Genomic DNA, 23,531 nt, shown 5'->3' with positions numbered 1-23,531 from the left:
CCCGTGTCCCGAGGAGCCTGGACGTGTCCGCACTAGAGCCTGAAGCCGAACCGACCGAACTGCGCAACGTGAAGCAGGCCGCCTATGAGCGGTTCCGCCAGGCGCTGTTTGACGGGCGGCTGCGGCCGGGACAATTCGTGTCACAGCGCGAGCTGGTGGCGCTGCTCGGTCTTTCCATCGGTGCATTGCGCGAACTGTTGCCGCGCCTGCAATACGAAGGCCTGCTCAATGTGATGCCGCAGCGCGGCATCCAGATCACCCAGATCGACCTGCCGATGATCCGGCAGGCCTTCCAGTTGCGCGCCGCGCTGGAGCGCGAGGCCGTGCTGACCGCCGTGCGCCGCATGGAGGACGAGGTGCTCGACACCCAGGAGGCGCTGCACCGCGCCATCAGCGATCAGGTGCGGACCAACCCCAATCCCGAGCTGTTCGAGCGCGGCCAGCAGGTGGATGACGGCTTCCACAACCTGCTGATTGCCGGCACACAGAACGAGCTGCTGATCCAGGCCTATGCCGTCAACGCCATTCGCATCCGGCTCATCAAGCTCGATCGCATCAGCCTGTCGGCCAGCGTGCTGCCCGCGGCCTTCGGCGACCATCTCGCCATCATCGCCGCCATCCGCAGCCGCGACGCCCATGCCGCCATCGATGCCATGGACCGGCACATGCTGAATGCGCGCGAGCGCGCCCTCGAACTCTAGCAGACCCATCGTGACCCCATTGCGACCCTACGACCTGCGCTGCGAGCATCTGGCCACGGCGCGCGGGCTGAACACGCCTGCACCCCGGCTATCCTGGGCACTGGAGGGGGAAGGCCGGGACCGGCGGCAGACGGCCTATCGAATCATCGTCCGGGATCGGGTGGGAGAGAGGTTCTGGGATAGCGGCGTGGTCGCATCGGGCGACTCCCAGCTCGTGCCCTATGGCGGCCCCGCCCTACCGGCCGATGCGGAGCTGAGCTGGACGGTGACGGTTTGGGACGAGGCCGGGCAGGCTTCCTCTCCCTCGGCACCAGCCGTCATTTTCACCGGCCTTGGCGCCGAGGATTGGCGGGCGCAGTGGATCGCGCGGTATTTCGTCTTGCCGGCAGGACGCGAAGTGCCGGCCGACAACCCTTATGACAATCGCTGGCAGGCCCGACCGGCGGATTACCTGCGCCGGGATTTCCGCGCGGAGGACGTGCCGGTCCGCGCGACGCTTTATGTTACTGCGCTCGGGCTCTACGAGGTCTGGCTCAATGGCCGGCGCGTTGGCGCCGACGTCATGGCGCCCGGCTGGACGGATTATCATACCCGGGTCGAGTACCAGGTCCACGACGTGACCGATTTGGTACATGGCGGCGACAATGTGCTGGGTGCGATACTCGGCGAGGGGTGGTACTCGGGGCGCGTCGGGCACAATCAGCGGCGCGCCGGCAATCACTATGGCGGCCGCCCTGCCCTGTTCTGCCAGCTACACCTGCACTTTGCCGACGGGCGCACCGAGATCGTGGCCAGCGATGGCGACTGGCAGACCCGCCAGGGCCCCATCTGCTATTCCGACTTCCTGATGGGCGAAATGTATGACGCGCGCCTTGAGCTGGCCGGCTGGAGCGAACGACCTGGCCCGTTACTGGGCTGGCAGCCGGTGGAGGCATTCATGCCCGATCCACAGGCGCCGCAGCTCGACGCAGCGCGGGTCCAGCCGGCGCGCGAGGTGGCAAGCCTGCCTGGACAGTTTTCCCATCACGCCCGAAATGGCGCGGCGATATTCGATCTTGGACAGAATATTGCCGGCTATGTCGAACTGACCGTCAGCGCGCCTGCGGATGCCCGCTTCACCCTGCGCCACGCCGAAATGCTCGACGGTGAGCGGGAACTGTATGTGGCCAATCTGCGCCATGCGGTCGCCACCGATATCTTCATTGCCGCCGGCACCGGCGAAGAGACCTTCAAGCCGCGCTTCACCTTCCATGGCTTTCGCTATGTGGAACTGGCCCTGCCCGACGGCATTGGCGCGGAGGATGTAGGGCTGACCGGCATCGCCATCCAGACCGATACGCCGGTCACCGGCACAATCGAAACTGGCCATGCCATGGTCAACCAGTTGCTTTCCAACATCTTCTGGAGCCAGCGCGACAATTTTCTCGCCGTGCCCACCGACTGCCCGCAGCGCGACGAGCGCTATGGCTGGACCGCCGACGCGCAGGTGTTCTGGAAGACGGCCGGCTATTTCATGGATGTATCGGCATTTCTCACCAAGTGGATGCTCGATATCGAGGATGGCCAATCCCCGGACGGCGCCTTTCCCGACGTGGCGCCGACCAAGCCGCTCAATCCCTATCGCCTGACCGCCCAGCCCGGCGCGCCCGGCTGGGGCGATGCGCCGATCATCATGGGCTGGCAGCATTGGCTGCGCTATGGCGACCGTGGCCTGCTCGAACGCTATTGGCCTGCCTTCGAGCGCTGGATGGCGCATATCGGCGAGGCCAATCCCGACTTCGTGCGCCACAACGCCGTCTACAACAATTATGGCGACTGGCTGAGCGTCGGCGCGGCGTCCGACAGAACCCTGGTTGCCACCGCCTACTGGTATCACGTCAGCGACTTGATGGCAGAAATGGCAAGAGTCCTCGGCCGGCCGGCCGATGCCGCACGCTACCGCGAAACCGCGGGCAACATCGCCGCCGCCTTCCGCAACAGCTTCCTTCTTCCTGACGGACGCCTGCTTGGCGATACCCAGACCGCTTATCTGCTGGCTCTCGATTTCGGCATTATCGATGACCCCGCGCAGGCCGCGGCCGCCCAGCGCCTTGTAGAACTCATCACCCAAGCTGATGGCCACCTGCAGACCGGTTTCCTCGGCGTCCGCCATCTCTGCCCGGTCCTGTCCGCCATTGGCCGAGACGATCTGGCCATGGACCTTCTGCTCAAGGACACCTATCCGAGCTGGGGATTTTCCATCCGCCACGGCGCCACCACGATCTGGGAACGTTGGGATGGCTGGACCCCCGAAAAGGGCTTCCAGAGCGCCAGCATGAACTCGTTCAACCACTACGCCTATGGCGCGGTGGGTGAGTGGATCTGGTCGCGCATCGCTGGAATCGATGCCAGCCCGGAAGGTCCGGGTTACGCCGTCATCAGATTGGCGCCCCTGTTCGATCCGCGCCTGTCGCCCCTGTCGGCCCAGTACCAGACCACGCGCGGCACGGTAGCGAGCGATTGGCGCTTTGAAGGTGATGAGGTCGTCTGGACCATCATTGTGCCGCCCAACAGCAAGGGAAGCCTGCGCCTGCCCGCCGGCTGGCGCTGCCCGGACCATGCGGCGGCCTCGTGGCAGGTGGGCTCTGGCCAATGGACCTATCGGCTGGTCCCGGCATGAATGCACAAGGCCCGCACAGCATGCGGGCCTTGTCACTGTTCAGTGGTTGTCGCGCGGGACGCCGTTGGTCTGGGCGATGCGCTGGTATTTCTCGGCCGGCTTGAGGATGGCGCCCTCGCCGAGCTGGCCGACGATGCCGCGCTGGATTTCCTGCCAGGGCGTCTGGTGCTTGGGGAACTTGTAGCCACCAGCGGCTTCAAGCTCCGCGCGACGCTGGGCGATTTCCTCGTTCGAAATCAGGATATCGGCCTCACCTTTGTTGAGGTCAATGCGGACCTGGTCACCGGTCCTGAGGATGGCGAGATTGCCGCCTGCGGCCGCCTCTGGCGAGGCATTGAGGATCGAGGGCGAGCCCGAAGTGCCCGACTGGCGGCCGTCGCCGATGCAGGCAAGGGAGTGGATGCCCTTCTTGATGAGATAGGCCGGCGGCCGCATGTTGACCACTTCGGCAGCACCCGGATAGCCGATGGGGCCGGCGCCGCGCATGAACAGCAGCGTATTCTCGTCGATATCGAGCGCCGGATCGTCGATGCGGTGGTGGTAGTCCTCGGGACCGTCGAACACCACCGCCTTGCCCTCGAACATGCCGGGATGGGCAGGGTTGTTGAGATAGCGGTCGCGGAACTCCGACGAGATCACGCTGGTCTTCATGATGGCATTGTCGAAGAGGTTGCCACGCAGCACCAGGAACCCGGCCTCGGCCTTGAGCGGATTGGCGAAGGGGCGGATGACCTTGTCGTCCTGGATCGGCGTTGCCTTGCAGTTCTCGCCGATGGGCTTGCCGTTGACGGTGGGCGCACCCTCGCGGATCAGCCCCTGGCCCATCAGCTCGTTGACCACCGCCGGCACGCCGCCGGCATGGTAGAAATCCTCGCCCAGATATTCGCCGGCGGGCTGCAGATTGACCAGCAACGGCACCTTGTGGCCGTGCTTCTGCCAGTCGTCGATATCGAGCGGCACGCCGATATGCCTGGCGATGGCGTTGATGTGGATCGGCGCATTGGTCGAGCCGCCAATGGCTGAATTGACCACAATGGCGTTGAGGAAATTGTCCTTGGTCAGGATATCGGAGGGTTTGAGGTCCTCGTGCACCATGTCGACGATGCGCTTGCCGGTGCGATAGGCCATTTCCTGGCGGTCGCGATAGGGCGCGGGAATGGCGGCCGAACCGGGCAATTGCATACCCAGCGCCTCGGCCAGCGAATTCATGGTCGAGGCCGTGCCCATTGTATTGCAGAAGCCGGTCGAGGGAGCGGACGAGGCCACCAGTTCAATGAACTGGGCATAGTCGATCTCACCGGCCGCCATCATCTGGCGGGCCTTCCAGACGATGGTGCCCGAACCGGTGCGCTCGCCCTTGTGCCAGCCGTTGAGCATAGGACCGACCGACAGCGCAATCGCGGGAATGTTGACTGTGGCGGCGCCCATCAGCATGGCCGGCGTGGTCTTGTCGCAGCCGATGGTAAGCACGACGCCGTCGAGCGGATAGCCGTAAAGCACTTCGACGAGACCGAGATAGGCCAGGTTGCGGTCGAGGCCGGCGGTGGGGCGCTTGCCGGTTTCCTGAATCGGATGAACCGGGAATTCGATGGCAATGCCGCCGGCCTCACGAATGCCGTCGCGCACGCGCTCGGCGAGGACGATATGGTGGCGATTGCAGGGCGACAGGTCCGAGCCTGTCTGGGCGATGCCGATGATCGGCTTGCCCGACTGCAGTTCCTCGCGCGACACGCCAAAATTCATGTAGCGCTCGAGATAGAGTGCCGTCATGTCCGGATTGTCGGGATTGTCGAACCAGGCACGCGAACGCAATTTCTTGGGCGCCTCGCCGTGGCCATTGCCTGCAGTCATGTCATTTTCCTCTTGGGTCCGATGGGCGCAATATGCCCGCCGTTTGGAGCCGTTCTAGCATGGCTTACGCCAGAGTGAACGCGATTCCGAGGAAAAAATCATACAAATGAGAAGCAGCCTCCGCGATATTTCCCAACGCTCTGAAAATCTTACCAAACGAGGGGACCGGGCCGGCCGATCCGGGCTGTTGTGCCACTTAGAATCGGGCTGGCTGAAACAGGATGCAGCCGCTAGGGTCGCGCCGCGTCGGGCCTGCGCGATGAGGGATATCAGTGACTGAGATAGTAGACTGGGTTGCCGTGGACTGGGGCACCTCCAACCTTCGCGCCTGGGGCATCGGCCCCAATGGCGCGGTGGTGTTCGAGAAGACCTCGCCCAAGGGCATGGGCAAGCTGGCGCGCGCGGACTTCCCCGCCGCGCTGACCGAATTGCTGGACGAGGTGAGTTCGGCCCGGTCCGGTCCGCTCGAGGTGCTGATCTGCGGCATGGCAGGCGCGCGCCAGGGGTGGCTGGAAGCGCCGTATCTCGAAGCGCCGACGGACCTGCGCGGCCTGCTCGACGGCGCCGTGCGACCGGAAATGCCTGACGCGCGGATCGCTCCGGCCATCCTGCCCGGCGTGTGCCAGAAGGCAGGGGCCGACAACGTGATGCGGGGCGAGGAGACCCAGTTGCTGGGCCTGGCCGCGCTGACGGCGGGATTTTCTGGCGTCGTCTGCATGCCCGGCACCCATTCAAAATGGGCGCAACTGTCCGGCACCCGCATCGAGCACTTTTCTACGGCGATGACCGGCGAAATGTTCGAGGTGCTGCGCACCCATTCGGTGCTGCGCCACTCGTTCGACGGCGACCTCGACGGCCCGGCGCGCGCCGATGGCTTTGCGGCGGGCGCCGCAGCCGGGCTGGAGCATCCCGAGCAATTGCTGGGCACCCTGTTTCAGGTGCGGGCGGGCTCGCTGCTGTCGGGCCGCCAGCCAGACTGGTGCGCCGGCTATCTCTCGGGCCTGCTGATCGGCACCGAAATCGGCAGCAATCGTCATCTGATAGGCCAGCAAGCCGTGCCATTGATCGGCTCGCCCGCCCTCTGCGCGCTCTACGCGCAGGTGCTGGGCATGATCGGCGCAAGCGGCGAAGCCCGCGACGCCACCGAAATCGTGCTCGCCGGCCTCAAGGCCGCGCGCAGCTTCGTCGCCTAGGAGAATTGAGCAATGGACCATCGCCACATCATCGCCATCCTACGCGGCATCACGCCGAACGAGACCGTGGACGTCTGCCAGGCGCTGATTGCCGCCGGCATCACCATGATCGAAGTGCCGCTCAATTCGCCCGACGCGCTGACCAGCATCGCGCTGGCCTCCAATGCGCTGGACGAACAGGCGGCTATCGGCGCCGGCACCGTGCTGAACAAGAAGCAGGTCTGGGCGGTTTCCGATGCCGGGGGCACCTTCATCGTCTCGCCCGACACCAACAAGCAGGTGATCGAGGAAACCGCACGGCTGCAGATGCTGTCCTATCCGGGAGTGTTCACCCCCACCGACGCCTTCCGCGCCATCAAGGCCGGCGCCACCGGGCTCAAATTTTTCCCCGCCGAAGTGCTCGGCCCCAAGGGCATCAAGGCGATGAAGGCGGTGCTGCCGCCCGAGATGCCGGTCTATGCCGTGGGCGGGGCCAATCCCGACAATTTCGGCGAGTATTTCGCCGCCGGCTGCACCGGCTTCGGGCTGGGCACCTATATCTACAAGCCCGGCATGGACGCGGCCCAGGTGGCCGAGCGCGCCGCCGCGGCCGTGGCCGCCTATGACGCGGGGAAAGCCCGATGAGCGCCACCGCAAGCCTGCTGTTCGACAGCCAGTGCCAATTGGGCGAAGGTCCGATCTGGCATGCCGGGCGTCAGCAATTGTTCTTCTTCGATATCAACGAGCAGACGCTGTTTGCGGTAACCGCCGATGGCGAGGTGGCCGATAGCTGGCTGTTCAACGAGACGGTGGCCGCAGCGGGAATCGTCGACGATCACATGCTGGTTCTCGCCACCGAAACCGGGCTCAAGGCGTTCGACCTGGCGACCGGCGGCATGAACCGCATCAACGAGATCGAAGCCGACAACCCGGTCACCCGCACCAATGACAGCCGCGTCCATCCCTCCGGGGCGTTCTGGATCGGCACCATGACCAAGAGCGAGGCGGAGGCGCCGATCGGCTCGGTCTATCATTATCGCGCCGGCGTGCTGACCACGCTGAAATCGGGCATCAGCATCCCCAATGCGACCTGTTTCTCGCCGGATGGCCGTATCGCCTATTGGACGGACACTCCGACCAGGAAAATCATGCAATGTGCCACCGATCCGGCAACGGGCCTGCCCGTGGGCGAATGGACGCTGTTTGCCGATATCGAGGGGCATCGCGGTTATCCCGATGGCGCCGTGGTCGATAGCGAGGGCTATCTGTGGAACGCCCGCTGGGGCGGCTCCTGCGTGGTCCGCCACGCTCCGGACGGGTCCATCGACCGCATCGTGGAGGTGCCGGTGAGCCAGGTCACCTGCCCCGCTTTCGGCGGGCCGGACCTCAAGACCATGTTCATCACTACCGCCGCCAAGAACCTGAGCGCCGAACAGCTCGCCGCCGAAAAGCATGCCGGGAGCCTTTTTGCCATCGCGGTCGATGTTGCCGGCCAGCCCGAAACGCCCGTCGTTCTCTGAGACTTTTGCCATGACCTCCCCCGCCCTCGGCGTCTGCTACTATCCCGAACACTGGCCCGAAGACGTGTGGGAGCGCGACGCCGCGCGCATGGCCGAGGCCGGCATTGTCTGGGTGCGGATCGGCGAATTCGCCTGGTCCAAGCTGGAGCCGGAGCCGGGCAAACTGACCTTCGACTGGATCATCCGGTCGATGGACGTGCTGGGGCGGCACGGGCTCAAGGTGGTGTTCGGCACGCCGACCGCCACGCCGCCGCGCTGGATGGTGGACAAGCACCCGGACATGCTGGCGGTCGATGCGCAGGGGCGCCGCAGAGGCTTCGGCTCGCGCCGGCACTATGATTTCAGCCATCTCGGCTATCGCGAGGAGGCCGGCCGCATCACGTGCCTGCTGGCCGACGCGGTGGGCGACCACCCTGCCCTAGGCGCCTGGCAGACGGATAACGAATATGGCTGCCACGGCACCACCTATTCTTATTCGCCAGCCGCAAGGGAAGGTTTCCAGCGCTGGCTGGCCGAAAAATACGGCACGATCGACGCGCTGAACCACGCCTGGGGCAATGTGTTCTGGTCGATGGAATACAATCGCTTCGACCAGATTGACCTGCCCAACCTCCTGGTCTGCGAGGCCGCGCCTGCGCATGACCTCGATTTCCGCCGCTATGCGTCCGACCAGGTCGCCGCCTTCAACAAGGTGCAGTTCGACATCCTCAAGGCCAAGCGTCCCGACCTGCCGGTGATCCACAATTTCATGAGCCGCTATACCGAGTTCGACCATTACGACCTGGCCGAAACGCTCGATATCGCCAGTTGGGACAGCTATCCGATCGGGCATCTGGCCGTCAGCGACGAGCCCGATGAGATCAAGCGCCTCTATATGCGCCAGGGCGATCCGGACAATGCCGCCTTCCACCACGATCTCTATCGCGCCGTGGGGCATGGCCGCTGGTGGGTCATGGAACAACAGCCCGGCCCGGTGAACTGGGCCCAGTTCAACCCCGACCCGCTATCCGGTATGGCGCGGCTATGGGCCTGGGAGGCCTTTTCCCATGGCGCCGAGGTGGTGACCTATTTCCGCTGGCGGCAGGCGCCGTTTGCGCAGGAACAGATGCATGCGGGCCTGCTGCGGCCCGACAGCGAGCCGGCGCCGGCCTATCACGAGGCCATCCAGGTTGCCCAGGAACTGGCGCTGGTCGGCCTGGGAGGTAATGCCACCAAGGGGCGCGTCGCCATCGTCTTCGACTACGAGAGCGAATGGGCATGGGACATCCAGCCACAGGCCAAGGGCTTTTCACATGGCGCGCATGTGCGGGCGCTTTACGCCGCCTTCCGCAAGCATGGCATCGATATCGACATCCTGCCGCCGAGCACGAGGAGTTTTGCCGGCTATGACATCGTCGCCATCCCGGCGCTGTTTGCCTGGAACGACGAGCTGCGCCACGCCATCACCGAATTCGAGGGCCACCTGCTGATCGGGCCGCGTTCGGGTTCCAAGACCGAGAATTTTGCCATTCCGGCGGCACTGGCGCCGGACCTGCCGAGCAACCTGCTCGATGTGAAAGTGGCGCGGATCGACAGCATCGATCCGGCGGTGGAAGTCGAGGTCAAGGGCGGCGGCGGCGCGGTGCGCCACTGGCGCGAACGTATCGAAACCGGGGCGGACGTGGTTATCGAGGATAATGAAGGCTGGCCGGTACTGGTGTCGCAGGGCAAGCTCTTCTATCTCGGCGCCAGCGGCACCAAGGCGATGGTGCAGCGCGTAGCCGACTATCTGATTGCCGAAGCCGATCTGCCCACACTGGCTCTGCCCGCCGGCGTACGCTGCCGCACCCGCGACGGCTTCCGCATCTATGTCAACTACGGTTCGCGCCCCGCAACGCTCAACGCGGCCAAGGATGAGGCCGGCTATGTGGTCGGATCGGCCGACATGCCGGCGGCCGGTGTCACCGTGGCACGACTCGCCAAGGCCGGGTGAGATTGGGAATGGCGGTGCGGATATCGAACCGCGCCGCCGCCGCGTTCCAGCGCAGCCAGTGGACGCCCCCTTCCGCCAGCGCATCGGCATCGATGACCTGACTACCGGCGCAGGTTTCGGGGGCCCGGATACGGGCAACGACCAGCGCATGCAGACCGCAATCCTCGGCGAAGGCCGCCGCATTGCGGACCACCGCGACGGAGAAACGGCCGGTGGTCGCGATACAGCCCAGGCTGTCACAGCGAGCCCCTTCGGCCACGGGCGCTATCGGCTCCTGGTAATGCTCGCTCCAGACGTCGGTGGCGAAGCTGCCGGTGCGGCCGGTGATGAGCCCAAGGCCGGCTTCCGTGCGCAAGGCCACCGCCTGCGTGGTATCGGCGATGAGCAGGTCCGGCCGTTGATCCAGCCCCACCAGCAGGATCAGCGGCAGCGCCAAGGCCGGGCCAAGCAGCCGCCACCAGCTGTTGAGAAAAGCGAACCAGGCCAGGGCGACAAGGCCGATGATCAGGGCCAGACCAGTCAGCAATGGGTTACCGGTCAGTCCCGCGCTCCAGAAGGCCACCAGCGCGGCGCCGTCGACCATGCGGTCTATGCCCCAGCCCATCGCCATGACGAACGGCGCCTCCACGCCGAAGGGCATGGCCAGCACCGACAGCACGGCGAAAGGCATGATGACGAGGCTGACCACCGGCAGCACCAGCACGTTGCCAAGGACGCCGAGCGGCGCCGTCTGCTGGAAATGATAGGCCGAGAACAGCAGCGTGGCGGTGCCGGCGATGAGGCTGGTGAGTGCCGTGGCCCAGATGGTGGCCCATAGGCGCCGGCCCCAGCTGCGGTCCCTGTCCGGCTGGCGGTGCGGCATTTCGTAGATGCCGATCAGCGCCACCACGGCGGCAAAGGAAAGCTGGAAGCTGGCGCGGAAGACGCTGGCGGGGTCGATGACGATGATGGCCAGCGCGGCGATGGCGACATTTCGCATGGTCAGCGCCCGCCGCCCGGCCAGCACCGCGCCGAAAATCAGCCCCAGCATGATGGTGGAGCGCAAAGCCGGTACATTGGCGAGCCCGCCGGCCAGCAACAGATAGCCGGCCGCTGCGAGGATGCCGCCGACGGCCGCGATCTTCTTGACCGGCCAGCTTGTGGCGATTGCCGGGATGGAGGCGAGCAGGAGCCGCAGCAGGAAGAACATGCCGCCCGCCACGATGGAAAGATGCAGGCCCGAGATCGAATAGATGTGGGCCAGTCCGGCGGCCGCCATGACGTCGCGGGTCGCATCGTCGATGGCGCTCTGGTCCCCCACCACCATCGCCCGGCCGATGGCTGCCGAGGGGCCGTCCAGAACCGCGTCGATGCGGCTGCCGATGGCCATGCGCAGGCCTTCCACGGCGCGCGTCGGGTCGGGCCCGCCGGTGCTCACCAGGGCGAAGTCGCTAGTGACGTTGCCATAGGCGCCGATGCCCGCGAAATAGGCGTGGAACTGCCCGTCGAAGGCGCCGGGCAGGATCGGTCCGGGCACCGGCGCCAGCCGTATGTTGGCGCGGATGATGTCGCCCGGCGCCAATGGCGGTTCGGGCGGCACCACGAGCCGGGCGCGCGCGATATCGACTGGCCGATCGTCGGCCAGCGGGATGAAGCCGGAAACGACGATGCGACGGCTTTCATCGGTGGCCGACACGATCTCGTCCACCCGGCCCTGGTAGAGCCCGTAGGCGGGGCGTGTCAGCATGGTGGTGCCGAACCACAGCCCATGCAGCGGCAACAGGCAGAACCCGGCCCAGGCCGCGATCAGTATTCCGGCCAAGGGCAGGCCAGGCGACCGCCACAGCAGCATAACAGGTAAAAGCGCAACGGTCCCAAGCATGGCCAATGCCTGCGGCGCCGGCTCGAATGGCAGCGCGGCATAGCCGATGAGTCCGACGATCATGGCAAAGGGCAGCAGCACGAAAAGACGCCGCGCAACCGCCGCATCGGCAAGGCCCCTGTCCACCGTTGCCGCGGGCGGCAGGCGCTGTGGCAGGGCGTGCAGCGGCACGGACACGATGCCGGTTTCGCGCTCGCGTGTTTCGGCCTCCAGCACCCGCTTCGCCCCCGCCCTTGCGCTCGTGCCGCTCTATGCTACACACGGCCCACAAATCCTCCAAGCATTCCGGTCTCATGTCCCAGGTCGTCACCCGTTTCGCCCCCTCGCCCACCGGCTACCTGCATATCGGTGGCGCCCGCACGGCCCTTTTCAGTTGGGCCTACGCCCAGAACAAGGGCGGCAAGATGCTGCTCCGCATCGAGGATACCGACCGCGAACGCTCGACCGAAGCGGCCGTGGTGGCGCTGGTCGACGGGCTCAAATGGCTGGGCCTCGACTGGGAGGGCGAGCCGATCAGCCAGTTCGGCCGCGCCGCGCGCCATGCCGAAATCGCCCATGAGCTGGTGAATACGGGCCACGCCTACTACTGCTATTGCTCGCCGGCCGAGCTGGACCAGATGCGCGAGGAGGCCCGCGCCGCCGGCAAGCCGCCGCGCTATAACGGCTATTGGCGCGACCGCGACCAGTCAGAGGCGCCCGCCGGTGTCGCGCCGGTGATCCGCATCAAGGCGCCGCTCTCAGGCGATATCGTGGTCGACGACCATGTGCAGGGCAAGGTGGTGTTCAAGACCGAGAACCTCGACGATTTCATCATCCTGCGCTCGGACGGCACGCCGACTTATATGCACGCGGTGGTGGTCGACGACCACGACATGGGCGTAACCCACATCATCCGCGGTGACGACCACCTGACCAATGCCGCCCGCCAGATCGTCATCTACAACGCCATGGGCTGGACCGTGCCGGAGATGGCGCATATCCCGCTGATTCACGGGCCGGATGGCGCCAAGCTGTCCAAGCGCCACGGCGCGCTGGGCGTCGAAGCCTACCGGCAGATGGGCTACCTGCCCGAAGCTCTTCGCAATTATCTCGCCCGCCTCGGCTGGAGCCATGGCGACGACGAGATTTTCTCGACCGAACAGATGGTCGAATGGTTCAGCCTCGAAGGCCTCAACAAGGGCGCGGCGCGCTTCGACTTCGTCAAACTCGAGAATATCAACGGCCACTATATCCGCGAAGCGGCGCCGGCCTATCTCTATGACGTGATGCTTGCCACCGCCGCCGAAGTCGGCCGGCAGGCCGATGTCGACGGGCTTTCGGCCAACAGGGACACGGTTCTCACGGCCCTGCCCGAGTTGCAGCCCCGCGCCAAGACGGTGCTGGAGCTGATCGACCTGGCGCAGTTCATCTATGCGTCACGCCCGCTTGTTATCGATGCGGCGGCGGCGGCTTTGCTGACGACCGATACCCGCGCGGTACTCAGCGACATGGCTGAGACATTGCGCGGCCTTAACGACTGGTCGGTGCCGGCCATCGACGCGGCGATGCGCGCCCTGGCCGAGGCCAAGGGGTTGAAGCTGGGCAAGCTGGCCCAGCCTTTGCGCGCCGCGCTGACCGGACGCACCGTTTCGCCGGGGATTTTCGAAGTCATGGTGCTGATCGGACGGGCCGAAAGTATGGCTCGCCTTGAGGACCAAATCGGCGCTGTCTAGTGCTAATCGGAGGGTAAGCCTTGCTTACCCATCGGTTGCGTCGGCAGGGGTAAAACTGATACCCCTGCGAAGCAGCCATGACTGCCCAGTTTACGGCTTCGAGCGACCGGAACAATTGCGGACGCGGAGGCCCACGAGGAGAGCTCAATGACCGAAAAAGTCGCCAAACTCGTCATCGGGGACCAGACCCACGAATTCCCGGTTCTGTCCGGTTCGGTGGGTCCGGATGTGATAGACATACGATCGCTATACGCCAAGACCGGGATGTTCACCTACGACCCCGGTTTTACCTCGACGGCAGCCTGCGACAGCGCCATCACCTATATCGACGGCGACCAGGGCCAGCTCCTCTATCGCGGCTATCCGATCGAACAGCTCTCCGAAAAGAGCAACTATCTCGAAGTCTGCTACCTGCTGCTTTATGGCGAACTGCCCAGCAAGGCGCAGATGGCCGAATTCGACGAGTTGGTGACCCGCCATACGATGGTGCATGAGCAGATGCACTATTTCTTCCGCGGCTTCCGCCGCGACGCGCATCCCATGGCGGTGATGACCGGCGTGGTCGGCGCCATGGCCGCCTTCTACCACGACTCCACCGATATCACCGATCCGCGCCAGCGCGAGATCGCCTCGATCCGCATGATCGCCAAGATGCCGACGATCGCGGCCATGGCCTACAAATACTCGGTGGGCCAGCCCTTCGTTTATCCGCGCAACGACCTCGATTACGCGTCGAACTTCCTGCATATGTGCTTCTCGGTGCCGGCCGAGGAATACAAGGTCAATCCGACCATCGCCAAGGCGATGGACCTGATCTTCACCCTGCATGCCGACCACGAGCAGAATGCCTCGACTTCGACCGTGCGGCTGGCCGGCTCGTCCGACGCCAATCCCTTTGCCTGCATCGCGGCGGGCGTCGCCTGCCTGTGGGGCCCGGCGCATGGCGGCGCCAATGAAGCGGCGCTCAACATGCTCAGGGAAATCGGCACCGTCGACCGCATTCCCGAATTCATCGAGCGCGCCAAGGACAAGTCGGACAGCTTCAAGCTGATGGGCTTCGGCCACCGGGTCTACAAGAACTTCGACCCGCGCGCGACCGTGATGCAGAAGACCGCCAAGGAAGTCCTCGACCTGCTCGGCGTTCACAACAACCCGACTTTGCAGGTAGCCCAGGAGCTCGAGAAGATCGCGCTCGAAGACCCCTACTTCATCGAGCGCAAGCTCTATCCCAACGTCGATTTCTATTCGGGCATCATCCTCGACGCCATCGGCTTCCCGACCTCGATGTTCACCGTGCTGTTCTCGGTGGCCCGCACCGTTGGCTGGATCAGCCAGTGGAAGGAAATGATTGCCGATCCGCAGAAGAAGATCGGCCGCCCGCGCCAGCTCTACAACGGCGCCCCGGCCCGAGATTACCCCGCGCTGAGCACCCGCTGATCCCAGTGAGCCAGGATCCGGTCCGCCGGATCCTGCCGCGGAAACGTGGTCTCGCCCGTTTCCATGAGATTTGAAAGCTCGCCAAAGGCCTCGATCTGGTCCTGGCGGGCTTTTTTGTCGTCCAGCAAGGCGCGGACAGCCCCGATCATCGCGGCAGCGTCCGGCGCCGCCTGCACCAGCTCGGGCACGGTCGGCCGGCCGAGAATGATATTGGGCAGCGATACCGGCGGACGGCCATGTTTGTCGTAGATGCGCGCCTGGTGTGGATCGAGCACATAGGTCACCACCATCGGCACCCGCGCCAAAGCCAGTTCCAGCGTGACCGTGCCCGATACCGCCAAAGCCAGCACCGCCTGCCGGTAGATTTCGGCGCGTGCCGCCCGTTCAGAGACGATCCGCACCGGCACGGACCAATCCGCCACCGCTTGAGTGAGTCGATCATGCAGCGAAGGGAGCGTGGGGATGACCATGCCATCCACCGCCGCGTGCCCGCCCATCTCGGCGGCCACCTGCCGGAACAAGGCCAGGTGGCGCCGCAATTCGCCGTCGCGGCTGCCCGGCAGCAGCACCAGCGGACCACGCTCGACGACATCGCGCGCGAGACGTTCCCCCAGCGCCGGATGGCCGACATAGCTGGTGGGCGGGCCATCGAGGCGCTGCATGACGGCCGGCTCGAACGGCAATACGGCCAGCACTTCCTCGAATAGCGGCCTGAGCCTGGCGGCGCGTTGCGGCGCCCGCGCCCATACCGAGGGCGCCACATAGAGGATGAGCTTGCCCTGATAGCGAAGCTGCTTCAGCCGGCGCGCCAGCAGCCTCGAAAAATCCTGAGAATCGACCAGCACCACAATGTCGGGCTTGGCAGCCCTTATGGCGCGGGCGGTCTGCTCGATGCGCCACAGCAGCAGCGGCAGGCGCAGCACCACGTCGCTGACACCCATCACCGCCAGGTCGCTCATGGGAAACAGCGAACGCAGGCCCAGTGCCTCCAGCTCATGGCCGCCGACGCCGCTGAAGGCCAGCTTCACGCGGCGCATGAGCCGCGCCACAAGGTCCGCGGCGATGCGATCGCCCGAAGGCTCGCCGGCGAGAATGAAGAGCTTGAGCCGGTCGGCCCCGCCTGCCGGATCGGCAGCGCCTGCCGGCCCGCTCATCTAGTCGGGATCGTGGCCGTTGCGCGGCATCAGGATCGGCCGATCCGACGCGGCTGCAATGAAGGCGACGACGTCCTGCACCAGAGGGTCGTTCTTGAACAGCTCGGCGGCGTCCTCGACGCGCTCCCGCAATGTGCCTTCGCTGGCAAAGATCATCCGGTAGGCCGCCCGCAGCCGGTGGATGACCTCCCGGTCGAACTTGCGGCGCTTGAGCCCGATCAGGTTCAGCCCGGTGAGCGCAGCACGATTGCCCACCGCCATGCCATAGGGGATCACATCGCCGTCGACCATCGACTGCGCGCCAATAAAGGCATGCGCGCCGATGCGGGTGAATTGATGGATGACGCAGGTGCCCCCGAAGATCACGTTATCGCCGATCTGGCAGTGACCGGCCACGCCCACATAATTGGCCATGATGACATTGTTGCCGATAATCGCATCATGCGCCACGTGGGCGCTCGCCATGATCAGGCAGTCATTGCCGATCCGGGTCAGCATGCCGCCGCCCTCGGTCCCCGGATTGATGGTGACCGACTCGCGGATGGTGCAGCGTTCGCCGATGACCAGCCGCGACGCCTCGCCATGATATTTGAGATCCTGCGGCTTGTGGCCGATGGAGGCGAACGGATAAATCTGCGTGGCCGCACCGATTTCGGTATGGCCGTCGATCGAGACGTGGGAAATCAGTTCCACACCGTCATGCAGCACGACATTGTCACCGACAATGCAATAGGGGCCGATTTTCACGCCCTTGCCGAGCCGAGCCCGCGAGCCGACGATTGCCGTCGGGTGAACGACAGGCTCGCTCACGAAGCCGCCTCGACAATCATCGCCGTGATCTCGGCTTCCGCGATGATTGTCCCGTCCACCATGGCCTTGGCCTCGTAGCGGCCGACATTACGGCGGCGCTGGATCTTGGCGATGTGGAACTCGATGGTGTCGCCCGGCCCCGCCGGCTTGCGGAACTTGGCCTTGTCGACGCCCAGCATGAGCACGATGTTCTTCTTGCCGCTGCCTGAATCATGCTTGATGACGATGGCGCCGGCGGTCTGCGCCATGCCCTCGATGATCAGCACGCCCGGAAAGATCGGGTTCTCGGGGAAATGGCCCTGGAAGATCGGCTCGTTGAAGGTCACGTTCTTGATGCCGACAGCCGTCTCGTCGCGATCGATGCGGACAATCCGATCGATCATCAGGAACGGGTAGCGATGAGGCAGGCTCGTCAAAATCTCGGCAATATGCATTGCACCGAGTTCCGTGCTCGCTGGTGCGCTGTCGGTCATCCCCGCTTGTCCCCCTTGGAAAGTTTCCGCATCGTGGCGATCTCCCGCCAGAAATCTCTTATATCCTGCGCCGGCGCACCGGCAAGTTTGCTGCCCGCGGGCCAGTTCTTGGTGACCGCGGCGCGACCGTGAACCACGCTGCCGGCGCCGATGCTGAGATGGCCCGACGTGCCGACGCCGCCGCCCATCAGCACGCCATCTTCCACGATCGTCGAGCCCGAAAGCCCGCTCATCGCGGCGATGAGACAGGCCCGGCCAATTCTGCAGTTATGACCGATCTGCACGAGGTTATCGATCTTGGTGCCTTCCCCGATCATCGTGTCGCCCAGCGCGCCACGATCCACGGTTGAATTGGCGCCGATCTCCACCCGATCCTGAATCAGCACCCGCCCCAACTGGGGCACCTTGCGATTGGACTGCCCGAAATCAAGCCAGCCGAAGCCTTCGGTGCCGATGCGCACGCCGGAATGAATCACCACCTCATTGCCGATATGGGCACAATCGATGGTGCAATTGGCGGCAATGGTGCAGTTGCGGCCGATGGTGACGCCCGCGCCGATGACGGTATTGGCGCCGACAACGGTGCCCCGTCCGATCTCGACGCCCTGGCCCACCACCACGTTGGAGCCGATGAAAACATCGCGCTCGAATACGGGCGCGCCCAGATCATCCCGCCCCGCGGCAATGACCGTGCGGGTATTGGCTGGATAGAGATGGTCGAGAATATCGGCGAATAACTGGTGCGGTCTGTCCACCGCGATGGCGAGGCTGTGTGCCGGCACCACGTCGCGCAGGGCCGGCAAAACCACGACGACACCTGCCTCGGTGGCGCGCAGTTCCTCGATATAATTGGTGTGGGCCGCCAAAGCCACGTCGCCCGGACCAGCCAGGTCGAGCTCGGTCGCCCCCAGGATCGAGAACCCCGCATCGCCGAGCCCGGAAAGCAGGTCGGCGCGGCCAAGCGCGGCCAGGATATCGCCAATCGTGGACGGGCCGGCAAAGCGATGAAAACGGGTGTCGACCATGATGTCACTTAAAAGAATTGAGCCGCGGTGCTTGCCGCCCGCGGCTCAATGAACTGTCTCACGCCACGACGGCTAGAACAAGGTGGACATGGTCAGCTGGAAGACCTGGGTCCGATCCGAGGTCGACTTGTTCAGCACGTGGGCGAAATCGCCACGCAGCGGGCCGAACGGGCTGTCCCAGATCAGGGAAGCACCAACCGACGTGCGCCATGGCACATCGATGCTGTTCGGATCGACCGAGTTGATACCGTCCAGACGCGGCACGTTCACGCCATCGATCCAGGCAGCATCGGCCCACACCGCGCCGCTCAGGCCATAGCTCTCCGGCACGCCGGGGATCGGGAACTGCAGTTCAGCCGAAACGCCGGCATAGGCAACCGCGCCGAGATATTCGCCATTCTGGATGCGCGGCCCGAGGCCACGGCCCTCGAAGCCACGGATCAACTGCGAACCGGGCATAAAGGCCTCGACCGAATGAACGCCATTGCCACTCAGGTCATTGATGATACCGGCCTGGCCGCGCACGCTGGCGATGATGCCGCTATCCTCGACCACGGGGACGAAGTAGCGCGCCTTTGCTTCCGAGCGGACCAGGCTATGGTCCCAGCCGATATATTGCTGGGTGAACGTCGCCAGCAAACCTTCGGTCGGCTTCTTGGTATCGTCGAGGTTGTTCCAGGTGAGGCTATAGCCCACGAAGCCTTTGTAGAACTCGTCCCCGTCATTGACGAGCAGCGAGGCAGGCGCCTTGGCGTCGGCGATGATCTTGCGTTCCATGCCGGCAAACACGGTGCCCGACAGATCAGCAGTCAGCGGGATGCCGACGCGGAACTGCCCACCGGTCGCCTGCGAGCCGTAGAAGCCGGCCGTCGTCTCCTCGTTGATGCGATGGTAGACATCGACGCCGGCCGAGACCTTGAGGCCCATGAAGCGCGGCTCGGTGAACGAGAAGTCGAAGGTACGGCCGGCCTGCGAGGCGCCGATGGCGGCGCGCAGATACTGGCCACGACCCAGGAAATTCCGTTCGGTCAGCGATACTTCGCCCAAGACACCATCTTGGGTCGAATAGCCGGCAGTGGCGCCGTATTCGCCCGTCGATGTTTCGGTCACCGCGATATTGATGACCACCTTGTCGGGCGCGGAGCCCGGACCCGTGGTAACATTGACCGCCGAGAAAAAGCCCAGCGCGTCGATGTTCTTGCGGCCACGAAGCACCAGCGAACGGTTGAAGGGGTCGCCTTCGGCAAACTCCAGCTCGCGACGGATGACGAAATCACGCGTCTTGGTATTGCCGGTGATGTTGATGCGCTCGACATAGAGCCGCGCGCCTTCATCCACCAGATAGGTCACGTTGAACGTCCCCGTCGTCACATCGCGGTCGAGACGCGCACGGACATCGGCGAAGGAGTAGCCCTGGACAGCGGCTTCGTAAGCCATGTCCTCGATGGTCTCCTGCAGGTTGCCGGCGGAATAGGTGCTGCCCTGCCCCGTCTGCACCGTGCCCTTCAGGGCATCGGTATTGAGACCGGCAATGCTGGTTTCGATACCGACATTGGAGAACTCGTACTTCTGGCCTTCATTGATGGTGAAGTTGATGAAGTAGGCATTGCGCTCGGCATCATACTCACCGACCGACGTCACCTGGACGTCCGGATAGCCGCGATTGGCATAGTACAGCCGGATCCGTTCGCGATCGACGGCCAGCTTTTGCTCGTCGTAGCCGTCGTCCTTGAACAGCCAGCTCAGGATGCCGGTTTCCTTGGTGAGCATGGCGCTCTTGAGGCTGTTGCCGCCAAAGGCGTTGTTGCCGGTGAAATTGATCGCCGCAATGCCCGCGCGATTGCCTTCGTTGATGGTGAACAGCACACGGACGCGGCCATCAGTGGTCGCCTCGGTGCGCGCCGTCACGGAAACAGCGAGAAACCCGTCACGGTCATAGGCCTGGCGTATGCTTTCGACATCTGCGGCAAGACGCTGCTGGGTGAAAATGCCGGAAGCCGATACGTCGACCATGGCCAGAAGCTGGCTGTCGGAAAAGCGCCGGTTGCCGTCGAACAGCACCGCGCCGACCAGTTGTTCCTGAGCCTGAACAGTCGCAGAGCCAAGAAGCGGAATGCTGGGCCCGGCAAGCGGTGCTGCACCCAGTATCGCAAGCGCCAGAAGGGCGCCGCGCATCAGCTTGGTGGGATGGATCATATTGTTATTGCCTTCTGCGACCACGCCCGGAGAATCGCCATGCACAGCGCTCCCCCAAGCTAACTCCATTGCACCGTTTTACCGTCTTTTTAACCAAGGACAAGGCGGAAGCCTCGACGCGGTTAGCAAATGATTGGTGCTCTTGTATTCCTGCAACACCTCACAAACCTAGGTTAACCGGGTGTTAACGCAGGATTCCGAAGTAGGCGAACAGTGTGTCGTTGAACAGCGTGAACACCATGAGTGCAAGCACCAGGGCAAAGCCGAAGCGGAACCCCATTTCCTGCACGCGCATGCTCAGCGGACGCCCCCTGACAGCTTCAACCAGATAGTACAGAAGGTGCCCGCCGTCGAGCATGGGAACCGGCAAAAGATTGAAAATACCGATATTTAGCGACAGCAAAGCGGTGAGATTGATCAGCGCCACGATGCCCAGCGTCGCCACTTCCCCGGAAACCTTGGCCACTTTGACCGGCCCGCCCAATTGCTCGACATCACCGCGCCCGACGAAGAAATCGCCGAGGAAGGCGGCGGTTCGCTGGATGATGAAGCGGATTTCCTCGACGGTCATGCCGACCGCCTCGACCGGCCCCGGCCGGTAGAGCGTCACATCGGTCTCGGCCACATCGCGGCTCACCCCGATTCGACCGATCCGCTGGCTGTTGCCGAAGCGGTCTTCCACATCGACTGCCTCGGGCACGAGGACCAGGGTCTTGCTGACGCTGCCGCGATCCAGTTCCACAGTGACGGGCCGCTCCGGGCTGGTCGCCACCATGCGCTGAAAGTCCTCGAAGCCACGCACGGCATAGCCATCGACCGCTGTGATGATATCGCCCGGCTCGATGCCGGCCGCCTCGGCCACCGAACCAGCGATGACGTCGCCGACGACAGGCGGGATCGTGTAGCGGCCATAACCAAGCAGCAGCGCATAGAGAATGAGGAAGGTCAGGATGACATTGGCCAGCGGCCCGGCCGCGACGACAGCGATGCGCTGCCACACATTCTTGTTGGCGAAGAGGCGCGGCGCCAGTTCGGGATCGACATTGGCCAGGGTATCGGGGTCGGGAACGCTGGCGGCATTCATGTCGCCGGTAAAACGCACATAGCCGCCCAGCGGAACGGCGGAAATCTTCCAGCGCGTGCCATGCCGGTCGTTCCAGCCGATGAGTTCACGGCCGAAGCCGATGGAGAAGGCATCGATCGCCACGCCATTCCAGCGAGCCACCAGGTAATGCCCCATTTCGTGCACGAACACGATGACAGTGAGCACCGCCAGGAACGGCACGACATAGGACAAAAGCCAGTAAAGAAATTCGAACATGGGCATCCTTGCGTCAGCGAATATGGCGCCTGCGCACCGCCGCTACCAATAGAGCAGGCCTTCGGCCACCGCGCCGTAGCCGGCATGCAGCGCCCCCACCAGCAAGACCAGCAAGACGCCGAATGTGAGGCTGTCCAGCCGATCCATCAGCCCGCCATGGCCCGGAATGATGTCGCCGCTGTCCTTGATGCGGAAATGCCGCTTGATCGCACTTTCGCTGAGATCGCCAAGCTGGCCAAGGACGCTGATCGCCGCAGATAGCACCAGACCGATCCACCACGCGGAATCGGTCGCCACGATCCAGACCAGCAACCCTGCCCCGGTACCCAGCGCCAACCCACCCAATGCGCCCGACCAGGTCTTGGACGGCGAAATCTCCGGCGCCAGCTTCTCCCCGCCAATCTGCCGTCCGGTAAAGAAGGCCGCCGAATCCGTCATCCAGACCACGGTGCCGAGATAGACCCCGGCCCAGACCCCGGTCAGCGTATCGCCGCGCATGGCCAGCGCCGCCACGATGATAGCGCCGTAGATCACCAGGCCCAGGATCCGCCACAGCACACCCTCGCCGCGCATCGCCACGGCGACCACGCAGGCCAGGGCGATCACGCCGATGGTGCCCAGCGGCCCTAGCAGCGGGTAAACCAGCCCCGACACCGCCACCAGGCCGATCAGCGCCATGCCCGCCGGCGTCAGCGGCGCCCGCGACACCATGGTTTCCCACTCACGATAGGCCCCGGCAAAGACGGCGCCAACCACGGCGGCAAACACATAGGTTCCGATATAGAGCGCCGTCGCTGTCAGGGCGATCAGTACCAGGGCCGAGATGAGGCGAGGCCCCAGATCGGACCAGGTACGGCGGCGACTGACGACAGGATCTGACGCGGGATCGCCTGGATTGCTCAAGTTCGCTCCGCCTCGATGCCGCCAAAACGCCGGTCGCGCCGCGCGAAGGTTTCGAGCACGCGGATGAAGCTGGCTTCCCCGAAATCGGGCCAGTTTTCATCGACGAAAACGAATTCCGCATAGGCGGCCTGCCATAGCAGGAAATTGGAAATGCGCTGCTCGCCACTGGTGCGGATGATGAGGTCCGGATCGGGCAGGCCGGCGGTATAAAGCGCCGCCGCGATCGTCGCCTCGGTAATGGCCTCGGGCGCCAGACGCCCGGCAGCCACCTCGGCGGCAATCCGGCGCGTCGCATCGGCGATTTCGGCCTTGCCGCCATAGTTGAAGGCCACGATGAGCACGAGGCCCGTATTGGATGCCGTCTTGGCCTCCACGTCATCGATCAGCCGGACCAGGCTGGGCTCGAGCCCGTTGCGGCTGCCGATGATGCGGACCTGTACATTATTGCGGATCAACCTTTGCAGGTCGGATGCAACAAACCGACGCAGCAGATTGAATATGAACGATATCTCGTCCTTCGGCCTCGTCCAGTTCTCGGACGAGAAACTGAAGACAGTAAGGTGCCCCACGCCATAATTGATGCAGAGCTCAACAAGGTTCCGCAACGCCTTGACGCCCTCGATATGGCCCTCGGTGCGGCGCTTGCCGCGGGCCTCGGCCCAGCGGCCATTGCCATCCATGATCACGCCAAGATGCACAGGAATGCGCAGGCGGGGGCGCTCCGCAATATCACTGGCAATGGCTGGATCGATGGACATCTACGC

18 protein-coding genes are annotated in these 23,531 nt (G+C 64.4%); 8 read left to right on the top strand and 10 right to left on the bottom strand.

All coding sequences use genetic code 11. The annotated features are described in order from the left end of the window. The first annotated feature begins 23 nt into the window (after positions 1–23). Together ASD80_RS06240 and ASD80_RS06235 are read left to right on the top strand one after the other, a co-directional pair. On the top strand, positions 24–701 hold the full coding sequence (locus tag ASD80_RS06240; protein ID WP_056230453.1) for a GntR family transcriptional regulator: 678 nt from the start codon (positions 24–26) through the stop codon (positions 699–701). Between the two features lie 10 nt (positions 702–711). After that, positions 712–3,360 (top strand): alpha-L-rhamnosidase, encoded by a 2,649-nt coding sequence (locus ASD80_RS06235; RefSeq protein ID WP_162247325.1) that lies wholly within the window; start codon positions 712–714, stop codon positions 3,358–3,360. Between the two features lie 39 nt (positions 3,361–3,399). Here ASD80_RS06235 and ASD80_RS06230 read toward each other — a convergent pair whose 3' ends face one another. Beyond that, on the bottom strand, positions 3,400–5,211 hold the full coding sequence (locus ASD80_RS06230) for an IlvD/Edd family dehydratase (protein WP_056230450.1): 1,812 nt from the start codon (positions 5,209–5,211) through the stop codon (positions 3,400–3,402). A gap of 272 nt (positions 5,212–5,483) precedes the next feature. On the opposite strand from ASD80_RS06230, the gene ASD80_RS06225 reads away from it, so the two are divergent. The 4 genes from ASD80_RS06225 to ASD80_RS06210 are packed head-to-tail and all read left to right on the top strand — an operon-like array spanning position 5,484 to position 9,875. Then, positions 5,484–6,404: a 2-dehydro-3-deoxygalactonokinase gene (locus ASD80_RS06225; RefSeq protein WP_056230448.1), complete on the top strand. Its 921-nt coding sequence runs from the start codon at positions 5,484–5,486 to the stop codon at positions 6,402–6,404. Positions 6,405–6,416: 12 nt separating this feature from the next. After that, positions 6,417–7,028 (top strand): 2-dehydro-3-deoxy-6-phosphogalactonate aldolase, encoded by a 612-nt coding sequence (locus ASD80_RS06220; RefSeq protein ID WP_056230446.1) that lies wholly within the window; start codon positions 6,417–6,419, stop codon positions 7,026–7,028. Further along, positions 7,025–7,903 (top strand): SMP-30/gluconolactonase/LRE family protein, encoded by an 879-nt coding sequence (locus ASD80_RS06215; protein ID WP_056230444.1) that lies wholly within the window; start codon positions 7,025–7,027, stop codon positions 7,901–7,903. The genes ASD80_RS06220 and ASD80_RS06215 overlap by 4 nt, the downstream gene beginning before the upstream one ends. A gap of 10 nt (positions 7,904–7,913) precedes the next feature. Then, positions 7,914–9,875, top strand: coding sequence for a beta-galactosidase (locus ASD80_RS06210; RefSeq protein WP_056230442.1), 1,962 nt, complete (start codon positions 7,914–7,916; stop codon positions 9,873–9,875). Here ASD80_RS06210 and ASD80_RS06205 read toward each other — a convergent pair. Next, a complete protein-coding gene (locus tag ASD80_RS06205) occupies positions 9,844–11,952 on the bottom strand; it encodes a ComEC/Rec2 family competence protein (protein ID WP_056230440.1) in 2,109 nt (702 codons plus the stop codon). The two genes, ASD80_RS06210 and ASD80_RS06205, sit on opposite strands and share 32 nt — an antisense overlap. 77 nt (positions 11,953–12,029) lie before the next feature. On the opposite strand from ASD80_RS06205, the gene gltX reads away from it, so the two are divergent. Together gltX and gltA are read left to right on the top strand one after the other, a co-directional pair. Further along, on the top strand, positions 12,030–13,448 hold the full coding sequence (gltX, locus tag ASD80_RS06200) for a glutamate--tRNA ligase (RefSeq protein WP_056230439.1): 1,419 nt from the start codon (positions 12,030–12,032) through the stop codon (positions 13,446–13,448). Positions 13,449–13,595: 147 nt separating this feature from the next. Continuing rightward, positions 13,596–14,885 (top strand): citrate synthase, encoded by a 1,290-nt coding sequence (gene gltA / locus ASD80_RS06195; RefSeq protein ID WP_056230437.1) that lies wholly within the window; start codon positions 13,596–13,598, stop codon positions 14,883–14,885. On the opposite strand, the gene ASD80_RS06190 is transcribed toward gltA, so the two are convergent. The 8 genes from ASD80_RS06190 to ASD80_RS06155 all read right to left on the bottom strand — a co-directional run bounded on the left by ASD80_RS06190 (position 14,861) and on the right by ASD80_RS06155 (position 23,525). Next, positions 14,861–16,039, bottom strand: a complete 1,179-nt coding sequence (locus ASD80_RS06190) for a lipid-A-disaccharide synthase (protein ID WP_056230435.1) — start codon at positions 16,037–16,039, stop codon at positions 14,861–14,863. The genes gltA and ASD80_RS06190 overlap by 25 nt on opposite strands. Then, positions 16,040–16,849, bottom strand: coding sequence for an acyl-ACP--UDP-N-acetylglucosamine O-acyltransferase (gene lpxA, locus ASD80_RS06185; protein ID WP_056230433.1), 810 nt, complete (start codon positions 16,847–16,849; stop codon positions 16,040–16,042). Then, positions 16,846–17,322 (bottom strand): 3-hydroxyacyl-ACP dehydratase FabZ, encoded by a 477-nt coding sequence (gene fabZ, locus ASD80_RS06180; RefSeq protein ID WP_056230431.1) that lies wholly within the window; start codon positions 17,320–17,322, stop codon positions 16,846–16,848. The genes lpxA and fabZ overlap by 4 nt, the downstream gene beginning before the upstream one ends. Then, positions 17,319–18,347 (bottom strand): UDP-3-O-(3-hydroxymyristoyl)glucosamine N-acyltransferase, encoded by a 1,029-nt coding sequence (lpxD, locus tag ASD80_RS06175; protein WP_056230429.1) that lies wholly within the window; start codon positions 18,345–18,347, stop codon positions 17,319–17,321. Before lpxD ends, fabZ begins: the two co-directional genes overlap by 4 nt. A gap of 72 nt (positions 18,348–18,419) precedes the next feature. Next, positions 18,420–20,543 (bottom strand): outer membrane protein assembly factor BamA, encoded by a 2,124-nt coding sequence (bamA, locus tag ASD80_RS06170; protein ID WP_162247324.1) that lies wholly within the window; start codon positions 20,541–20,543, stop codon positions 18,420–18,422. Between the two features lie 184 nt (positions 20,544–20,727). Next, the gene (rseP, locus tag ASD80_RS06165; RefSeq protein WP_244488951.1) at positions 20,728–21,864 is read right to left on the bottom strand and encodes an RIP metalloprotease RseP; all 1,137 of its coding nucleotides are present in this window, start codon (positions 21,862–21,864) and stop codon (positions 20,728–20,730) included. A gap of 42 nt (positions 21,865–21,906) precedes the next feature. Then, the gene (locus tag ASD80_RS06160) at positions 21,907–22,767 is read right to left on the bottom strand and encodes a phosphatidate cytidylyltransferase (protein ID WP_056230423.1); all 861 of its coding nucleotides are present in this window, start codon (positions 22,765–22,767) and stop codon (positions 21,907–21,909) included. Beyond that, positions 22,764–23,525, bottom strand: coding sequence for an isoprenyl transferase (locus ASD80_RS06155; protein WP_056230422.1), 762 nt, complete (start codon positions 23,523–23,525; stop codon positions 22,764–22,766). Before ASD80_RS06155 ends, ASD80_RS06160 begins: the two co-directional genes overlap by 4 nt. Positions 23,526–23,531: the final 6 nt, after the last annotated feature.

Origin of the sequence: Devosia sp. Root635, assembly GCF_001427605.1 — a bacterium.
Taxonomy (GTDB): domain Bacteria; phylum Pseudomonadota; class Alphaproteobacteria; order Rhizobiales; family Devosiaceae; genus Devosia.
The sequence above is the reverse complement of the archived record's forward strand: the minus strand, read 5'-3'. Positions and strand labels throughout refer to the sequence as shown.

What these genes read in the sequence shown, in the direction of transcription:
- ASD80_RS06230 (WP_056230450.1), bottom strand. Translation starts at nt 5,211, where the DNA reads ATGACTGCAGGCAATGGCCACGGCGAGGCGCCCAAGAAATTGCGTTCG.
- ASD80_RS06220 (WP_056230446.1), top strand. Translation starts at nt 6,417, where the DNA reads ATGGACCATCGCCACATCATCGCCATCCTACGCGGCATCACGCCGAAC.
- ASD80_RS06215 (WP_056230444.1), top strand. Translation starts at nt 7,025, where the DNA reads ATGAGCGCCACCGCAAGCCTGCTGTTCGACAGCCAGTGCCAATTGGGC.
- ASD80_RS06210 (WP_056230442.1), top strand. Translation starts at nt 7,914, where the DNA reads ATGACCTCCCCCGCCCTCGGCGTCTGCTACTATCCCGAACACTGGCCC.
- gltX (WP_056230439.1), top strand. Translation starts at nt 12,030, where the DNA reads ATGTCCCAGGTCGTCACCCGTTTCGCCCCCTCGCCCACCGGCTACCTG.
- gltA (WP_056230437.1), top strand. Translation starts at nt 13,596, where the DNA reads ATGACCGAAAAAGTCGCCAAACTCGTCATCGGGGACCAGACCCACGAA.
- ASD80_RS06190 (WP_056230435.1), bottom strand. Translation starts at nt 16,039, where the DNA reads ATGAGCGGGCCGGCAGGCGCTGCCGATCCGGCAGGCGGGGCCGACCGG.
- fabZ (WP_056230431.1), bottom strand. Translation starts at nt 17,322, where the DNA reads ATGACCGACAGCGCACCAGCGAGCACGGAACTCGGTGCAATGCATATT.
- lpxD (WP_056230429.1), bottom strand. Translation starts at nt 18,347, where the DNA reads ATGGTCGACACCCGTTTTCATCGCTTTGCCGGCCCGTCCACGATTGGC.
- bamA (WP_162247324.1), bottom strand. Translation starts at nt 20,543, where the DNA reads ATGATCCATCCCACCAAGCTGATGCGCGGCGCCCTTCTGGCGCTTGCG.
- rseP (WP_244488951.1), bottom strand. Translation starts at nt 21,864, where the DNA reads ATGTTCGAATTTCTTTACTGGCTTTTGTCCTATGTCGTGCCGTTCCTG.
- ASD80_RS06155 (WP_056230422.1), bottom strand. Translation starts at nt 23,525, where the DNA reads ATGTCCATCGATCCAGCCATTGCCAGTGATATTGCGGAGCGCCCCCGC.